This window comes from Cellulomonas wangleii (genome assembly GCF_018388445.1).
Lineage (GTDB): Bacteria > Actinomycetota > Actinomycetes > Actinomycetales > Cellulomonadaceae > Cellulomonas > Cellulomonas wangleii.
The window spans coordinates 390,060-407,233 of the sequence record NZ_CP074405.1; the positions used below are offsets into that span (position 1 = coordinate 390,060).

General features: G+C 73.5%; 17 protein-coding genes. 5 read left to right on the plus strand and 12 right to left on the minus strand.

Features of this window, described 5'->3' with window-relative positions:
- Positions 1–315: 315 nt before the first annotated feature.
- From KG103_RS01955 to KG103_RS18725, 6 genes are all read right to left on the minus strand, one after another.
- The gene (locus KG103_RS01955) at positions 316–741 is read right to left on the minus strand and encodes a MerR family transcriptional regulator (protein WP_243656520.1); all 426 of its coding nucleotides are present in this window, start codon (positions 739–741) and stop codon (positions 316–318) included.
- Positions 742–764: 23 nt separating this feature from the next.
- Entirely contained in the window at positions 765–1,709 is a 945-nt protein-coding gene (locus KG103_RS01960) for an aldo/keto reductase (protein ID WP_207341836.1), read from the minus strand.
- 122 nt (positions 1,710–1,831) lie between these two features.
- A complete protein-coding gene (locus KG103_RS01965; protein WP_207341837.1) occupies positions 1,832–2,569 on the minus strand; it encodes a dienelactone hydrolase family protein in 738 nt (245 codons plus the stop codon).
- A 103-nt stretch (positions 2,570–2,672) separates the two neighbouring features.
- The gene (locus KG103_RS01970; RefSeq protein WP_207341838.1) at positions 2,673–3,239 is read right to left on the minus strand and encodes a dihydrofolate reductase family protein; all 567 of its coding nucleotides are present in this window, start codon (positions 3,237–3,239) and stop codon (positions 2,673–2,675) included.
- 22 nt (positions 3,240–3,261) lie between these two features.
- Positions 3,262–3,810, minus strand: coding sequence for an SRPBCC family protein (locus KG103_RS01975; RefSeq protein WP_207341839.1), 549 nt, complete (start codon positions 3,808–3,810; stop codon positions 3,262–3,264).
- A gap of 125 nt (positions 3,811–3,935) precedes the next feature.
- The gene (locus KG103_RS18725; protein WP_242635969.1) at positions 3,936–4,844 is read right to left on the minus strand and encodes a lytic polysaccharide monooxygenase; all 909 of its coding nucleotides are present in this window, start codon (positions 4,842–4,844) and stop codon (positions 3,936–3,938) included.
- Between the two features lie 395 nt (positions 4,845–5,239).
- On the opposite strand from KG103_RS18725, the gene KG103_RS01985 reads away from it, so the two are divergent.
- Entirely contained in the window at positions 5,240–6,727 is a 1,488-nt protein-coding gene (locus KG103_RS01985; protein WP_207341840.1) for an endo-1,4-beta-xylanase, read from the plus strand.
- A gap of 77 nt (positions 6,728–6,804) precedes the next feature.
- On the opposite strand, the gene KG103_RS01990 is transcribed toward KG103_RS01985, so the two are convergent.
- The 3 genes from KG103_RS01990 to KG103_RS02000 form a co-directional block, all read right to left on the minus strand.
- Positions 6,805–7,785, minus strand: coding sequence for a MerR family transcriptional regulator (locus KG103_RS01990; protein WP_207341841.1), 981 nt, complete (start codon positions 7,783–7,785; stop codon positions 6,805–6,807).
- A gap of 34 nt (positions 7,786–7,819) precedes the next feature.
- Positions 7,820–9,037: an MFS transporter gene (locus KG103_RS01995; RefSeq protein WP_207341842.1), complete on the minus strand. Its 1,218-nt coding sequence runs from the start codon at positions 9,035–9,037 to the stop codon at positions 7,820–7,822.
- Between the two features lie 229 nt (positions 9,038–9,266).
- Positions 9,267–9,812: an NADPH-dependent FMN reductase gene (locus KG103_RS02000; RefSeq protein ID WP_207341843.1), complete on the minus strand. Its 546-nt coding sequence runs from the start codon at positions 9,810–9,812 to the stop codon at positions 9,267–9,269.
- A 134-nt stretch (positions 9,813–9,946) separates the two neighbouring features.
- Here KG103_RS02000 and KG103_RS02005 point away from each other — a divergent pair, with 134 nt between their 5' ends.
- From KG103_RS02005 to KG103_RS02015, 3 genes are all read left to right on the plus strand, one after another.
- Positions 9,947–10,597, plus strand: a complete 651-nt coding sequence (locus tag KG103_RS02005; RefSeq protein ID WP_207341844.1) for a dihydrofolate reductase family protein — start codon at positions 9,947–9,949, stop codon at positions 10,595–10,597.
- A gap of 109 nt (positions 10,598–10,706) precedes the next feature.
- A complete protein-coding gene (locus KG103_RS02010) occupies positions 10,707–11,048 on the plus strand; it encodes a YciI family protein (protein ID WP_207341845.1) in 342 nt (113 codons plus the stop codon).
- An 80-nt stretch (positions 11,049–11,128) separates the two neighbouring features.
- A complete protein-coding gene (locus KG103_RS02015; protein ID WP_207341846.1) occupies positions 11,129–11,731 on the plus strand; it encodes a class I SAM-dependent DNA methyltransferase in 603 nt (200 codons plus the stop codon).
- Between the two features lie 47 nt (positions 11,732–11,778).
- On the opposite strand, the gene KG103_RS02020 is transcribed toward KG103_RS02015, so the two are convergent.
- From KG103_RS02020 to KG103_RS02030, 3 genes are all read right to left on the minus strand, one after another.
- Positions 11,779–12,657 carry an SGNH/GDSL hydrolase family protein gene (locus KG103_RS02020; protein WP_207341847.1) on the minus strand — a complete coding sequence of 293 codons (879 nt, stop codon included), beginning with the start codon at positions 12,655–12,657 and terminating at the stop codon, positions 11,779–11,781.
- 186 nt (positions 12,658–12,843) lie between these two features.
- Positions 12,844–15,045 carry a hypothetical protein gene (locus KG103_RS02025; protein WP_207341848.1) on the minus strand — a complete coding sequence of 734 codons (2,202 nt, stop codon included), beginning with the start codon at positions 15,043–15,045 and terminating at the stop codon, positions 12,844–12,846.
- Complete coding sequence (locus KG103_RS02030; protein ID WP_207341849.1) at positions 15,042–15,854, minus strand: hypothetical protein; 813 nt, start codon at positions 15,852–15,854, stop codon at positions 15,042–15,044. Before KG103_RS02030 ends, KG103_RS02025 begins: the two co-directional genes overlap by 4 nt.
- A 242-nt stretch (positions 15,855–16,096) precedes the next feature.
- On the opposite strand from KG103_RS02030, the gene KG103_RS02035 reads away from it, so the two are divergent.
- Positions 16,097–17,095 (plus strand): NAD-dependent epimerase/dehydratase family protein, encoded by a 999-nt coding sequence (locus tag KG103_RS02035; protein ID WP_207341850.1) that lies wholly within the window; start codon positions 16,097–16,099, stop codon positions 17,093–17,095.
- Positions 17,096–17,174 lie beyond the last annotated feature (79 nt).

Below are 17,174 nucleotides of genomic sequence, written 5' to 3' on the forward strand. Positions count from 1 at the left end.
GGAGCTGAGGGCCCCGGCACCGGCCCGTTCTACCTGCCCGCTTCCGTACAGACCAGCGTCAACTCCCACCGGCTGCCGGCGCACAGCAGTGCGAGCTGCTGCGACGGGTCCGAGACGCGCTCCACGGGAAGTGACGGCTGCAGGGCCTCGTTCTGCTGGTGCCAGGCATCCAGGGGGCACTCGTCCGACGTCGCCGTGAGCGGGCCTGCGCTCTCCTCCGGGCTCGCGGCGAGCAGTGCGGCGAAGGCGCTCTCACACGCGCGGGCGTGGGTGAGACGACGACGAGGACGACCGGCAGGAGCATCGACCGCGACCTCATCCGGCGACCGTAGCGGCGGCTCCGGGCGCGGGCGGGCCAGGAGTCGGCCCGTGCGCCGTGCCGTCGCCGGACCCCTGCGCGTAGTGGGCGATCTTCCCGTCGAGCACGCGGACGGCGGCGAGGATCCGCTCCGCCTGCTCCTCGAGCTCCGCGCGGCGAGCGCGCAGGAACGCGACCCGGTCGGCCGCACCGGCCTCGGTGCGCAGGAGGTCGGTGAACCGGCGCAGCTCCGCGATCCCCAGCCCGGCGTCGCGCAGGCACGTGACCAGGCCGATCCACGCCACGTCGTCCTCGTCGTACCGTCGCTGCCCGCCCGCCGACCGTGCGATCGGGCCGACCAGGCCCTCGCGCTCGTAGTACCGCAGCGTGTCCACCGTCAGGCCCGTGCGCTGCGCGACCTCACCCGGTGCGTACCCCGTCATGCGGGCCATCGTGGCAGCGCCCGTCAGACCGCGGCGTCGAGGCGCGCCCGGAGCTCGTCGGGCAGGTCGACGTCGCGGGCCGCCATGGCCTCGGTGAGCTGGGCGAGCGAGCTCACCCCGAGGATCGGGCTGATGCCCTGCGCCAGCAGCCACGCGAGCACCACCTGGTTGCGGGTCGCGCCCAGCTCGTCCGCGACCTCGGCGAGGACCGCCAGGCGCCGGTACGTCCCGGGGTGGTCGTAGCCCTCCGCGAGCGGGCGGTCGTCGCGGACGTACGCCCCGGTGAGCAGCGGCGAGTACGCCCACAGGTCGAGGCCCTGCGTGCGGGCGTGGTCGAGCTGGTCGCGCTCGGCGTGCACGTGCCCGCCCTCGGGGAGCGTCACGCCCGGACGCGGCCACACGTACGAGTAGCGCAGCTGCACGGCCGACCACGGCTCGACGCCGCGCTCGCGGGCGATCGCGCGTGCCTGCTCGACGCGCCACGCGGCGTGGTTCGACGCACCCAGCCGGCCGACCTGCCCCGCGGCCACGAGCGCACCGAACGCGTCGACGGTCTCGGCCAGGGGGACGTCGCGGTCCTCCGCGTGCGCCCACAGCAGGTCGACCGAGTCCAGGCCCAGCCGCTCGAGCGACGCCGCGAAGCCCCGGGCGATGGCGTCGGCGGACAGCCCCTCGGAGGACGAGGGCCACTCGTGCGGGACGAGCGGCTGGTGCCGGACCTTCGTCGCGAGCCGCACCCGGTCCCGCACGCCCGGGCGTGCCGCGAACCACCGGCCGAGCAGGCGCTCGCTCTGCCCGCCGACCCCTGACGGGTCCTCCCAGAAGCTGTAGCAGTTCGCGGTGTCGATCCAGCGCCCGCCGAGGTCGACGAACGCGTCCAGCAGGGTGGTCGAGAGCGCCTCGTCCGCGCGGGTGCCGAAGTACATGGCCCCGAGGACCGGCTCGGGGGTGCGCTGCGTGGTGTCCATGACGACGAGCGTGCAACCTGGAGCGCGCTCCAGGTCAAGCCTCCGGGTGGATCACGTCGCCGCGGCCGGCGGCGCGGCGCGGTCGACGTCTCGCCGGCAGGGCGCGACGCGCGGCCCGTGCGTCACCCGAGGTGGCGGACGAGGAAGCGCCCGGCGTCCTCGCCCGCGTGCGGCGGGACCCCGGTGTGCCCGCCCGTGTTCGCCTGGAGGGTCTTCTGCGGGGAACCGAAGGCGTCGAAGAGCTCGAGAGCCCTCTGCCGGTCGTTGTCCTGGTCGTCCCACTGCAGGAGCACGTGCACGGGGACGGTGACCCGCCGCGCCTCCTCGATGATGCTGCGCGGGACGGCGGTGCCGGCGAACAGGCCGACGGCCACCACACGGGGCTCGACGGCCGCCAGCCGGACGCCCATGGCGGTCACGCCCCCGGAGACGGCGACCGGGCCGCCGACCTCGGGAAGGGCGAGCACGGCATCGAGGAGTGCCCGCCACTCGGGGACGGCCTGCTCGACGAGGGGGAGGACGAGTCGGTCGACGACATCGTCGTCGGGCCGTCGCCCGGCACCGATCGCCTCGCGCAGGTCATCGCGTGCGCGGTCGATCTCGGGGACGGGCGGCCGCCCGCCGCCCCCGGGCAGCTCGAGGGTCGCGCTCGCGTACCCCAGTCCCGCCGACTGGCGCGCCCGCGCCTCGAGCCGGGTCTGCATCGCCTGCAGCCCGCCGGGGTGACCCAGCAGGACCAGCGGGACGGGTGTGGACGGTGAGGCGGTCGAGGGTGTCCACAGGACGCCCGGTGCCCCGTCGAGCGTGAACCGCCGTTCGCGGGTGCCGTCGTCGAGGAGCCGGGTCGAGGAGAAGTCCATGTGATGCCTCTCGGTGGGCTGTGGTTCGGCACCCGGGGTCACGGCACGCACGTCGCTGACGGCGTGCCGTGGAGGGGTGGTTCCCTCCGTGGCTGGTCCCGCGTCACCGGGCGTGCCGCACCGCGTGGCGCACGTAGACCACCCCGTTGTCGAACCGCCGCGTGTCCAGCAGCTCGAGCTCCAGCCGCACCCCGAGGGGCAGGGCCGGCTTGCCGCCGCCCACGGCCACCGGGCACAGCAGCAGCACCGTCTCGTCGACGAGCCCGAGGCGGAACGCCTCCGCGCCGAGGATCGCGCCGCCCACGCTGAGGTCGGTGTCGGACTCCTCCTTGAGGCGGCGCACCGCGTCGGCGTCGAACTGCCGCTCGATCCGGGTTCGGGTGCTCGACACGGTGTCGAGGGTCGTGGAGTAGACGACCTTGTCGGTGTCGCGCCAGATCCCCGCGTACTCGCGCACCACGGCGGGCTGGTCGGTCAGCCAGTCGTCGTCCTCCCAGACGCGCATCGTCTCGTACATGCGCCGGCCGTAGAGGGACGTGCCGATGCCTCGCTCGTGCTCGTTCCAGAACGCGTGCACGGCCTCGTCGGGGACCGACCAGTCGAAGGCGCCGGTCTCGTCCTCCAGGTAGCCGTCGAGCGAGGTGTTGGCGGCGTAGATCAGCTTGCCCATGCGTGCCTCCGGGGTGAGGGGCTCAGGAGAGGGGAGCGTCGCTTCCGCTCCGGGACGGCGCGAAGATCGCCTGCATCTTGTCGAGGCACTGCTCCTGCCCGGCCTGCGACTGCGCCCGCGTCTCCTCGTCCACGTACCCGGTCTCGGTCAGGGTCAGCCGCGTGCGCCCGTCCGGCAGGGCTTCGAGGAGGACCACGTGCGGCACCTCGGCGGGCACGGTCGCCGGCACGCCTGCCTCGCCCGGGGTGAGGGCCGTGCCCGCCTCGTCGACGAACGTGCTGACGAACGCGAGGCGCTCGGGTGGCTGGACGACGCGGAACGACCACCGGTTGTGGATCCGGAAGCCGCCCCACGCATCGGGTGCCTGCATGGTCACGACGGTCGAGCCGCCGACGCGCACGTCCACGTCCGCGCGCGGGCACGTGAAGCCGGTCGGCCCCCACCACCGGCGCACCAGGTTCGGGTCGCTCCACGCCGTCCACGCCACGTCGGGCGGGGCGTCGAGCTCCCGGGAGACGACGACGGCGTGCTCGGTCGGGTGCGCGTGCTGCGGGTCGTCGGCGGTCGTCATCGGTTCTCCTCGCGTCGCGGGTATGGGTGCAGACCGCCGAGGGGGACGGGACTCATCGCTCCTGCCGTGCCCGGACGCACGACCGGCCGGGGCGCACTCGCCCCGGCCGGTCGTCGCGGTACCTGTCAGCTCGCGGTGCAGGTGGCGCTCAGGTTGCTGCCGCTCCCGCTGGAGATGAAGCCCGCGGTCGTCGAGGCGCCGGCGCCGAGCTTGCCGTTCCACTCCGCGTTGGCGAGCGTGTCGCTGCCGCTGAGGGTGGAGCTCCACGCCTGCGTGATCGTGGCGCCGTTCACGGTGACCTTCCAGCCGTTGATCGCGGCGCTGCCCGCCTTCACGGTGACCTCACCCTGGAAGCCGCTGCCCCACGAGTTGGCCGCACGCACCGTGGCGGTGCAGGCGCCGGTGCCCGGCTGCGGTGCCGGGGTCGTCACGCTGGGCTCCGGTGCCGGCGTGGTGGCGGTGGGCTGCGGCGCCGGGTTCCCACCCGGCGTGATGTAGGCGTCGATGCACTGGTAGAAGGCGTTCACCGTGTCGGCGATGTTCCACCGCACGAAGATCTTGTGGTTGCCCTCGGGCAGGTTGTTGATGGTGTGGGTGAACCGCTTGGGCGGCTGGGCGCCGTTGTCGTTGATCGTGGTGTGCAGCCGGCCGTCCACGAAGTACTCCCACGTCGACGTGGAGTGGTTGGCGACGATGTCCCAGGTGAAGGTCTCGTTGGTGGTGAGGTTCTGGCGCGGCCAGGCCCGGGACTCGTTGTCGAGCTCGGTGAAGCGGCCACCGCCGGAACAGAGCATCGAGCCCTTCTTGGCCTCCACGCTCCACGGCTCGTACTGGACCGGGCCGCAGTCCTTCACGGCGCCGGTGTAGCAGAGGTCCTGCCGGCTGGGCGGGTCGGAGATCCAGCCGTGCGCCTGGGCGGACGGCGCGGGTGCGGCGGTGAGCATCGCGAAGGCCAGTGCGACCGCCGCCAGGGCGGACAGGAGCAGCCGGAGGGCGGGGGGTCGTTGGGCACGGGGGAGAGCGGACGATCTCATGGCGGTCACCTCGACCGGGTCGGGTCGGACATGGACGAACGACGTTACGAGTCCATGAGCCGACCACCCAGGGCGAGAAACCTTTCGTGCGCGGCGACGGCCCGCCCGGCGGCGCCCGGCCGATCCCTCCTCCCGCTCACCCGAGGAGCGGCCCGGCGATGTCCGCGGTGAAACGCTTCGACGGCCGCGGAGCCCTTGTTGCCGACGGGGAGCGGGGGCAGGGTGACGCACATCCACGAGCGAGCTGAAGCCGCCCGCTCACGGGGTGTTGTGAACGATCACACGTGGCGGCCGACGTCGTCCGCCGCGCACCGAGGAGCGCGCAGGTCCCCCCCAGCACCACCCGACCGGGCGGGACCTCGTCGCGCCGCTGTCCACCGAGAGAGAGCGACAACATGACCACGACCTCACCCCGGTTCGGCCGGGTGCGCCGGGCGGTGTCCCTGCTCACCACCGCGGGCCTGGTGGCCACGGCCGCCGTGGCCCTGGCCGGCCCCGCCCAGGCCGGGACGACGCTGGGCCAGTCGGCCGCGGAGCGCGGACGCTACTACGGCACGGCCATCGCCGCCGGCCGCATGAACGACTCCACCTACATGGGGATCGTCGACCGTGAGTTCGACATGATCACGGCCGAGAACGAGATGAAGATGGACGCCACGGAGCCGAACCGCAACCAGTTCAACTTCACCAACGGCGACCGGATCGTCAACTACGCGCTCGGCAAGGGCAAGAGGGTGCGCGGGCACACCCTCGGCTGGCACGCGCAGCAGCCCGGTTGGATGCAGAACATGTCCGGTCAGTCGCTGCGCGACGCCTTCCTCAACCACGTCACGCAGGTCGCGGCGCACTACAAGGGCAAGATCTACGCCTGGGACGTCGTCAACGAGGCGTTCGCCGACGACGGGCGCGGCTCGCGCCGTGACTCGAACCTGCAGCGCACCGGCAACGACTGGATCGAGGCGGCGTTCCGCGCGGCCCGGGCCGCGGACCCCGGGGCCAAGCTCTGCTACAACGACTACAACACCGACGGCATCAACGCGAAGTCCACCGGCATCTACACCATGGTCCGGGACTTCAAGTCCCGCGGCGTGCCGATCGACTGCGTGGGGTTCCAGTCGCACCTGGGCACGAGCGTGCCGAGCGACTACCAGGCCAACCTGCAGCGCTTCGCCGACCTGGGCGTCGACGTGCAGATCACCGAGCTGGACATCGAGCAGGGCTCGAACCAGGCCAACGCCTACCGGCAGGTCACCGAGGCGTGCCTGGCGGTGTCGCGCTGCACCGGCATCACCGTGTGGGGCGTGCGCGACTCGGACTCCTGGCGCACCGGGGCCAACCCGCTGCTGTTCGACTCCTCGGGCAACAAGAAGGCCGCCTACACCTCGGTCCTCAACGCCCTCAACGCCGGCAACAACAACGGTGGCGGCAACAACGGCGGCGGCAGCAGCTCCGTCGACACCAACGCCTGGTACGTGCTGGTCAACCGCAACAGCGGCAAGGCGCTCGACGTCTACAACCTGTCGACCGCGGACGGCGCCGACATCGTGCAGTGGTCGCGCAACAACGGCAACCAGCAGCAGTGGCAGTTCGTCAGCTCGGGCAACGGGTCCTACCGCGTGAAGTCCCGGCTCTCGTCGAAGGTGCTGGACGTCTACGCCAAGTCCACCGCCGACGGCGGCGAGGTCGTCCAGTGGTCCGACAACAACGGCGGCAACCAGCAGTGGAACGTGTCGATCGCCAACGGCTACGCGTCGCTCGTGAACAGGAACTCGGGCAAGGCGCTGGAGGTCCAGGGCGCGTCCGTGGCCGACGGCGGCAACGTCGTGCAGTACTCCAACTGGAACGGCGCGAACCAGCAGTGGCAGCTCGTCAAGGTCGGGTGACGTCGGTAGTCGACGCACCCGCGTGAACGACCGCCCCCGCACGGGTCCGTGCGGGGGCGGTCGTGTCGTGGGCCGGGTCAGGGGTGCAGGCGGATCGGCATCATCAGCCCGACGTCGTCGGGGCGGTCGGCCGGGGCCACGGCGAGGGACGACCGGTCGTCGAGCGTCAGGGCGAGGCGCTCGGCCCGCGCGGCGCGCACGGCGTCGAGCAGGAACTCCCGGGAGTAGCCGAACGTGTCGCCCGCCGCCGGGGGAGCGAGCCCCACCCGTCCCTGGTCGAGCCGCACGACGACGACGTCGTCCTCGCCGTCGACGCCGTCGACGAGGTCCTGGGACGCGACCGTCACGGTGCGTGACGTGCCTGAGCGCAGGAGCCGATCGTAGTCCGGGTATGCCGCGTCGAGCGGCTCCCCACGACGGCCCAGGATCTCGAGGTCGCCTGCACCGAGCACGACCGGGCCGACGTCGGGAAGCGGGCCGGCGACGACCTGGTCCAGCAGCGTGAGCGGTGCGACGACCCTGACGGGTGGGCCGGAGACCTGCCGGACCGGCACCGTCGCGACGGCGAGGCGGGAACGGTCGCAGGCGACGAGGCGCAGCGTGGTCCCGTCGAGGTGCAGCAGGACGCCTGCGAGCCCGGGCCACTGCGGGTCGTCGTCGCCCACCGCGTGCCGGACGGCCGCGACCGCTGCGACGACCTCGGTGGCCACCACGGAGCAGCGTCCGGACTGGGTCAGGATCTCCGCGGCCGCGTCGAGGTGCGCACGCGCCGTGACCAGGTCGTCCTCGAGCCGTCGGCGATGGCGGGCCAGGACGGCGTGCGCCTCGTGCGGCGCCTCGAGCACGGCCACCAGGTCGCTCACCGGCAGACCCGCCTGCCGCAGGCTCGCGATCAGCCGGGCAGTGTGCACCTGCGCGGAGGTGTACCAGCGGTACCCCGTCGCGGGGTCGACGTGCGCCGGGCGCAGCACACCGGCCGCGTCGTAGAACCGCAGCGCGGACACGGGCGGGCCGCCGGCGCGGGCGAGGGCTCCGATGCTGAGCAGGTCGTCGGGCACGGGGCCCACTGTGGACCCTCGACCGACGTGAGGGTCAACCCGTGAGGCGCCGGGCCCCGGCCGCGCACGCGGCGAGGCCCGCCGCGATCGCCGCCAGGGCCCAGCCCGGAGACGTCTGCTGGGCGAGCGCACCGAGGACCGGGGTCGTCACCATCACGGGCACGAGCTGCACCAGGCCCACGACGGCCTGCACCCGCGCGAGGTGGGTCCGCGGCGCGCCGCCCAGCACGAGCGGCGCCAGCCGCGCGACGAACGTCCCGTTCCCGAACCCGAACACCAGAGCGCCGGCGACGACGGCCGCCCGGGTGTCGTCGAGCACCGGGCCGACCGCGAGGGCGAGCGCACCGACCGCGCTGACCGTCAGTCCCGCTGCAGCCGAACCGGCGCGAGGCGGGAGCCGTCGACGTCGAGCGGCCAGGAGCGCCGCGCTGATCACCCCGACACCCACCGCTCCGGCCACCACGCCCGTCGGCCCCGGGCCCCAGCCCGATGCGCGGCCCAGCAGCGGCACGAGGAGGGACGGGACGGGCAGGATCAGCGCGGCGCCCGCGCCCGTCAGGAGGAGCGGGCCGCGCAGTCCCGGGGTGCGGGCCACGACGCGGAAGCCGTCGAGCAGGTCGCGGCGTCGGTCGCGTGGCACGTCGACGAGCCCGGGCTCGGGCGACGAGGCTGTGGCGTCCCGGACGGCCACGAGCACGGTCAGGCCGACACCGAGCAGCGCCGCGGCGCCCCACGCGATGGCCGGGAGGCCTGCCGTCCCGACGAGCAGGCCACCCAGCGGTGCGGCGGCCATCAACACCGCCTGGCCCCAGCCCTGCCGCAGGGCGAGGGCGCGGGTCAGCTGGTCGTCCGGGACGAGGCGGCGGGGTTGCGAACCGGCGGCGGGCAGGCAGAACGCGGTCACCGTGCCGAGCGCCGCCGACGACGCCAGGAGCAACCAGACCGGCGTGCCGACCCGCGCGAGAGCGAAGGCCAGAGCGACGGTCAGGACGATCAGCGCGGCCTCGCCGGCGATCAGGACGCGGCGGGCCCCGACGCGGTCGGCGACGGCACCCCCGGCGACGAGCAGCACCAGGCGGGGCAGCGCACCGAGGGTCAGGGCCAGGGCCGCGGTCGTCCCGCCGAACCCCGCGGCCGCCCAGCCGAGCGAGAAGACGAGCACGGCGTCACCGAGCCGCGCCACGGTGAAACCCCCGAGCCAGACGAGGTACGAGCGGGGGAGCGAGTTCGGTGGCGTGTCGACGGCGGTCATGCCGGAACGCTCACGGCTCGACCTGGTCGAGGGTCAAGACGACCGCCGCGACCTCTACGTCGTGTACTGCCGCTCCGGTAAACGCGCCGAGGCTGCGCAGGCCACGGGTCCCGACGTCGTCAGCCGAAGGGCGCGGCCGACCGGCGCCCACCGGTCTGCGGGACGGCCGCGCCTGCGCACGACGACGCGCCGGATCCGGCTGCGCGCCGGATCCGGCGGTCGGGTCGGATCAGGCCGGGACCCTCTCGCGGGCGGCTGCGAGGACCTGGTCGTAGAGGCCGCGCACGTCGTCCGCCGGGGCAGCCTCCAGGAGCTCGCCCTCGGGGGTGAGGTGCTGGCCGAAGCTCAGGCCCGGGCCGGCCAGGGTCACGGCCTGCACCCGGTCGAGCACCTCGCCGAGCTGACGCACGGCGCCGGCCGCGGCGCCCCACCCGTACCCGATGACACCGATCGGCAGGCCCTTCCACTCGGCGTGCAGCGTGTCGATCGCGTTCTTCAGCACGGCCGGGTAGCCGGCGTTGTACTCCGGCACGGCGAGGATGAGGGCGTCGTAGCTGCGGACCCGCTCGGACCAGCTCGTGGTGCTGGGCATCGTGTAGTTGCCGGTGGCCGGCTGCTCGGGCTCCGCGAGGAAGGGCAGGTCGACGTCGGCGAGGTCGACGATCTCGACGTCGACGCCCGCGGGGGCCACGGTGCTGACCCACTGGGCGACCTTCGGGCCGATCCGGGTGGGGCGCGACGAGCTGATGACGATGCCGATCCTCTGAGTCTCCATGCCTCGCTCAATAGATGAATCGACAACTATCTTCCCGGTCGGGTGGTGAGCGACGTCACACCGGCGTCCGCTACCGTCGAGGAGCGCCCTCGTCGGTGCGGGCAGCGACGGTCGCCGCCACGTCAGGAGCTGACATGTCTCTCGTCCGCGTGCACAACTTCTCGGTCTCGCTCGACGGCTTCGGCACGGGGGAGGGCCAGGCTCTCGACGCGCCGTTCGGGCACGCCGGCCAGCGGCTGGTGGAGTGGGCCTTCGAGACGCCCACGTTCCGCGCCATGGGCATCCACGGGGAGACGGACGGCTCCTACGGTGTCGACGAGGCGTTCGCCGGCTCGTGGGGGACCGGGATCGGTGCGGAGATCATGGGCCGCAACAAGTTCGGCCCGCAGCGCGGTCCCTGGCTCGACGAGGAGTGGCAGGGGTGGTGGGGCCCCGACCCCGTCTTCCACACCCCGGTCGTCGTCCTGACGCACCACCCGCGGCCGACGCTCGAGATGGAGGGTGGGACCACGTTCCACTTCGTCGACGCCGATCCGGCCTCCGCGCTCGCGCTCGCCCGCGAGCTGGCCGGCGGCCTCGACGTGCGGATCGGTGGCGGCGTCAGCACCGTCCGCCAGTTCCTCGAGGCGGACCTGATCGACCGGATGCACATCGTCGTCGTGCCGATCCTGCTGGGCCGGGGCGAGCGGCTCTGGGACGGGCTCGAGGGTCTCGACGAACGCTTCAGCATCGAGGCGACCCCGTCGCCGTCCGGCGTCGTCCACCTGGCCTTCGCGCGTCGGTAGGCCCGCTCGGGGTCACGGCCACCCTCGCGTGCCCGCGCCTGTCGAATCCGGCACGGTCCGTCCGTCAGAGTGATGACACCGAAGCGGGCAGCCGCACAGGAGGCGCGACATGACGCAGTACGCCATCTACTTCCACCAGCAGTGGGTGGGGGACCACCCGGCCGAGTGGTTCCGCACCCGCGTGGAGCCCAGCACGGCGGTCGTCCGTGACATGGAGGCCGCCGGGGTCCTGGTCTTCGCCGGTGGCCTCGAGGAGGACTTGGCAGACGCCTTCAGCGCCGACGCGACGAGCGGGACGCTGTCGATCACCGACGGTCCCTACACCGAGACGGTCGAGCAGCTGGGCGGGATCACGATCATCGACGTGCCCGACCTGGAGACGGCCAAGCTGTGGGCGGGCCGGGTCGCCGAGGGGTGCGGCTGGCCCCAGGAGGTCCGGGTCATCCGGTAGGTCCGCGTACGACGCGGCCACACGCTGCACGCCGACGGCCGCGCGCCGGCACCAGCACGCTCGCCCGTATCGTCTCGTCGATGTCGACCCGTGACGTCCAGCAGGCCTACGCGCTCGTCGCCGAGCAGTACATCGACCTGCTGGGATCGGTCGACCGGGTGCACCCCGACGACCTGCGGCTCATCGACCGGCACCTGCGGCCGGTCTGCGGCCCGGTACTCGACCTCGGGTGCGGCCCCGGCCACCTCACCGGCTACCTGACGAGCAGGCACGTCGACGTCACGGGCATCGACCTGGTCCCGGAGTTCGTCGCGCACGCGCGTGCTGCCCACCCCGACGCGCGCTTCGAGGTGGGGTCCGTGCTCGCGCTCGACCGCGCCCCCGGGTCGGTCGCCGGTGCGCTGGCCTGGTACTCCCTCATCCACCTCGAACCCGAGCACCTGGACGGCGCCCTGGCCGCGATCCGCCGGGTCCTGGCGCCGGGCGCACCGCTCGTCGTGGGGTTCTTCGACGGGCCCGAGCACGAGCCGTTCGCGCACCGGGTCACCACCGCGTACCGGTGGCCGCCCGACGAGATGTCACGACGGCTGGCAGCGGCGGGGTTCGTCGAGCGCGAGCGGGTGCACCGGGACCAGGAGGGCGCGTGGCACGCGCACGCCGCGATCGTCGCCCACGCCGCCTGAGCGGGCGCGGACGACGCCCGCGGGCGTAGCGCCGGCGAACGACGCGGTCACCGGGGAGGCCGGCAGCGCGCGTCCTGACCGGCCAGGGTGAACGGTGTCGCCTCACGGTGGTGCCTGCCGCAGCCCGGCTTCACCCGGCCCAGCGTGGAGCTGACGGCGGCCGTGTAGGCCTCGTAGCCCTCGATCGTCGGGTGGAAGGCTCCGGGGTCCGACGGCCCCAGGATCCACGGGTCCGGGGAGTTCGCCCCGTGGCCCTCGAAGCGCTGGCGCACGTCGACGAACCGGAACCCGGCGCGGGTGGCCGCGGCGGCGATCACCGTGTCGAGGGTGTCCGCAGCGGCGTTGAGGCAGGTCAGCTCCGCCGGCGAGGCGGCGAGGTACGGGCCGTGCTCGGGGGAGAACAGCCGCGGGTAACCCGTCACCACGACGCGGGCGTTCGGGGCGGCCGCGGCGACCTGGGCGTAGACCGTGTCGAGCAGGGCAGGCAACTCGCCGGTGATCCTGGCGTCGACGACGGCGACCGCGCCCGTGCACTGGGCGTCGGTGCCGCCGAGGCACGCCACGACCGCAGTGGACCAGCCGACGTCGTTGCCGCCGATCGTCAACGTCACCAGGTCCGTCTCGGCGTCGAGGGCGGCGAGCTGACCCCCGCTCACCAGGGAGGTCGTGGTCGCGCCCGCGCACGCGACGAAGTCGTCCAGCCGCAGCCGCTGACGCCCGTCGAGCTGCACGGCGTAGGCGCCCTGCGAGCGGCCGCACTCGGCGTAGGGCGGGACGCCGTAACCGGAGGCGTACGAGTCGCCGAGGGCGTCGTAGACGACCCGGGGAGGGTGGGCGAGGGCCGCGCCCGCGCCGGGGACGACGATCGCGAGCGCGGCGACGAGGGCCACGACGGCGGACCGCGCCGTCCGCAACGAGCGCTTCATCTCTGCACGGTAACCGCGACGCCCGGGGCGTGCCGGGTGGACGCGTCCGTGCTGAGGTGGCGCCCGAACACCACCGAGCCGGGGTGGAGGTCGGCGCTGCGGGTGAGCGGGAGCGGCACCTTCGGCGCCGGCTCCCCCGCCGCCTCTGTCCGGGCGGGGGTGTCCGCCTCGCGGAGGGTGTTCTCCTCAGCCGCGTGGGTCCGCGAGCACCGTGACGCGGTCGGGCCCGGTGGCGGTGGCCGTCGGCGCGAACAGGGTGACCTCACCGCGGCGCCGGTTCCAGCTGGCGGCCAGACCGTTCGGCAGGTCGAGGTAGGAGCGGAGCGCCGCTGTCGGGTGGGTGCCGTCGGCGAAGGCGACCAGTCGGGGGCCGGTCGGAAGAGTCGCGAGGGGTTCGGGCCGAGCGGGATCGTGCAACCCGAGAAGGGTCGACTCGGTGGGCCCGACCAGGATCATGACGGGCGCACCGAGGTGGCGGCCGGGGCGGAGCGCGAGGAGGCCCTCGTCCGCGGGGACGCTCGCGACGCCCTCCAGCAGGGTCTGGCGGACGTCGACGACGAGCGGCTGCGCACCGGTCGCCGGGGCCTCGGCGCGGGACCGGCTCAGCACGACGTCGCGGCCCTCGGGTCCCGGCGTCACGACGGCCGACAGGTGGACCGTCCCGGTCGCCCCGGCGACACCGGTCGCGACGCGCTGCCCGTCGCTGTCGATCATGACGACCTCCTCGCCGTAGCTCAGGCCGGCCATGACGACGTCCCACCTGTGCAGCGACGTCCGGTCGGGGGGGTCGGGGATCCAGAAGACGGGGTCAGTGAGCATGTCGACCAGCTGGTAGCAGCTGCCCACGGCGGCCCAGCGCGCGCGCGTCAGGGCCCGGAGCTCCTCCTCGCTCGCCTGCGCCGGGATGCCGAGCGGGACCGCCCGGGCGCCGCCGTTCGTCTTGATCAGGACCACGCAGGGGTAGGCGGGGGCGGACAGGTACTCCTCCGTCAGCTCGCCGACCTCGATGCGTACGGCGGTCGCCGTGCCGTCCTCGTCGCGTACGACCGTGAGCGGGAACTGCTTGGCCGGGTCGAACAGCACGCGGGCCTCGCACAGGTGCAGGGGTGCGCTGCCGGTGCCGGTGAGCGTCACGGTGCCGACGTTGCGGATCCCGATGCCGCGGGAGCACGAGCCGGTGAGCTGCCACGTGAATCGCGCCGGCTCGACGGTCAGCCCGGCCGGCGTCAGCGGGCGGAGTGGGGCGACGTGGCCCGTCAGGTGCAGCCCGTGACGGTCCGGCACCAGGTCGTCGACGACGAGGTGGCCCAGCAGCGGGCTGCTGAGGCCCGGGTAGATGGTGCGCTCGTACGTGGTCGCAGCCACCTTGGTCCAGCCGTTCACCGTCGGCAGCACCGCGTCCAGGTCGGGCTCGAGCCCGAGGATGTCGCCCATGAGCCCGCTCAGGCCGCCGAGGTCGGTGGCGACGTCGAGGTCGAGGCGCAGCCGGAGGACGTCGGGGGAGACGACGGAGAACTCGAGCGTCATGGTGACGGTGACGTCGGCGTCCTCGTCGAAGGGGCCGACGTCCTTCACCGTGCCGCTGCGCGACACGCGGATGCCGCGCCCGCTGGGCGACCAGGAGGCGACCGGGGCGCCGAAGGTGCCGACCGTCGGCTTGGCGGCGTTCGCGAGCTCGAGCGTCGTGAGTGCCAGGAGCGTCTCGTCGATGAAGGCGGCCCAGCCGTGGCCGTCCAGGCGGTCCGGTGCGGCGCCGGCGTAGAGCTCCTGCCACAGGGTGACCGTCCTCGGCGAGGTGAGGGCCTCCAGCCGCACGGTCACGAGTCGCTCGCCCGCGTCGAGTGCCAGCCCGGCGTTGACGGGCGGCAGGGAGCGCAGGAGCAGCCGGTCCAGTCCGCGGACGTCGAGGGGCATCGTCCCCGACAGCGTCGTCAGGGCGGCGTCGACCTGCTGGCCCACACCGGGGATCAGCTGCGCCAGACCTCCGACGTCGATGGGAGGGACGTACGTGACCTGCAGCCTGGGTGTGCCGCCGACGACCGTCAGGGCCAGGGTGAAACGGACGTCGACCGGGAGGCTGGTCATCTGCGCTGCGGGGGACGTGCCGGCCGCGAGCAGCCCGTTGACGGTGACGAGGTGGAGCACGACCTCCTGGGTGACCTCGACGGCGGAACCGGCCAGGTCGACCGGGACGTTGCCCTGACCGACGACCGTGACCGTCCGGGGCGTGGCACGCAGGGTGGTGCGATCGGTGATCTCGACGTGGTCGAGCAGGACCGTGTCCTGGCCGAGCTTCTGCTCCTGCGTGAGACACACCGGGCGGGTGCGGAGCTGGTTGCGCACGTTCGCCGCCAGGTGGTCCGCGGTGACCTGCAGGTCGACGATCACGACAGGATCTCGGCCTCGTCGGGCGGGGCCGCGTCGCGCAGGCGCTCCAGGGCCGCCCGGGGCGTGAGCCCTGCGTATCCCTCGAACTCCCGCTCGAGGTCGTCGAGCAGGTGACGGAACTCCTCGTCCGACGAGGCGTCGTGGAAGTCGCGGAAGACCTGCTTGCAGGCAGCCACCTGCTCGGGTGTCAGCTCCACGTCGCCGTCCTCATCGAGCCCTCGGGCGGCCGCGACGACGGCGGCCACGAAGGGGTGGATCGACAGCCAGGTGGCCGCCGTGCGGCGCACGAGACCGAGGTCCCGGGCCGCTGCGGCGTAGAGGTGCGGGAGGTTGACGTCGTAGTGGTCGCGCAGCCGGCGCCCACGGGTGGTCGGCATCAGCACGTCGTCCCGGAAGGCGACGGTGTCGCGGTAGGTGGTGGCGAGCCGCAGGATGCTGTCGGTCACCCGGGCGGCGACCTGCGATCGCAGGTCGCCGGTGAGCGGGACCAACGCGTCGTCGTCCCGGGGGCCGCCTCCGGCGCGGCGCACATGGCCGCGCGCGGGGGGGATCACCTCGTCGTCGGTGTCGATCAACGCGAGCGCCGAGCGGGAGATGGCAGCCGAGGACCCGACGTCGGTGAGCAGGTTGGCGAGGCTCCGGGTCAGCACGTTCCGGATGAAGCAGAACGTCACCGTTCCCGGTCCGATCGGCGGCGGTCCGCCGCCGTCGTCCATGCAGCTGCCGCCCATGCGGTAGCACTCCTGGCAGCTGCTGACCGTCACGATGTGGTGGTTGCCCGCGGTGTCGGTGTAGAAGCAGTCCGGCATCGTCCTCGCCCCCCGCCCCATGCCCGGAGACCGCTCGTGGTGCGAGCGTACGCGCCGCATGTCGGGGCGAACAGGGCGAAAACCGTTCAAACCGCTGCCGCCTGTCCTGCTGGAGATCGCGTCGGCGCCCTCAGCGTGACGGCTCCCCGCAGGCGTCGGACACCTCCCCGCGACCGGTCTCCCTGTCGGCACGCAGCAACCCACCGATCGGCGCGCGAGGTGCGTTCCGTATCCTGCGTGGCATGGCACTGCGCGCGTTGTTCATCGGTGGGACCGGCATCATCAGCACGGAGGCGGCCCGGCGGGCGGTCGCGGAGGGTGTCGATGTCACCCTGCTGAACCGCGGGCGGTCGACCAAGCGGCCCGTGCCCGACGGGGCCCGGGTGGTCCACGCCGACGTCCGCGACCCGGAGTCGGTCCGCGCCGCGCTGGGCGACCAGGAGTTCGACGCCGTCGTCGAGTTCACCGCGTTCACCCCGGAGCACGTCCAGGCGGACCTCGACCTGTTCACCGGCCGCACCGGCCAGTACGTGTTCATCAGCTCCGCGTCGGCGTACCAGACGCCGCCCACGCACCTGCCGGTCGTCGAGTCGACGCCGCTGCGCAACCCGTTCTGGGAGTACTCCCGCGACAAGATCGCGTGCGAGGACCTCCTGGTCCGCGCGTACCGCGACACGGGCCTCCCGATGACGATCGTGCGCCCGTCGCACACCTACGACGCCACGCTCGTGCCGATGGACGGCGGCTGGACGGTCGTCGACCGGATGCGCCGCGGCCTGGAGGTCGTCGTGCCCGGGGACGGGACGTCGCGGTGGACGATCACGCACAGCGCGGACGTCGCGGTCGGGCTGGTCGGGCTGCTGGGTCGCGAGGAGGCGATCGGCGAGGCGTTCCACATCACCGGCGACGAGGCCCCGTCGTGGGACCAGATCTTCCGCGCGATGGCCGCCGCGGCCGGCGTCGACGAGCCGCGGCTGGTGCACGTCGCGTCCGACGCGATCGCCGCCGCCGACCCCGAGCTGGGCGCCGGGATCCTCGGCGACAAGGCGCACACGATGCTCTTCGACAACACGAAGATCCGGCGGCTGGTCCCGCAGTTCTCGCCCCGCATCCCGTTCGCGCAGGGCGCCCGCGAGATCGTCGCGTGGCACGACGCCGACCCCGCGCGCCGGGTGGTCGACCCGCAGTTCGAGGACCTCACGGAGCGCCTGCTGGAGGCCTACCGCCCGCGCCCCCTGTGACGGCTCAGCCGCTGGGCTGACGGTCCACGGCGTGGCCGGGGACCAGCGCCCCGTCGACGACGCCCGTCGACGGCGCCCG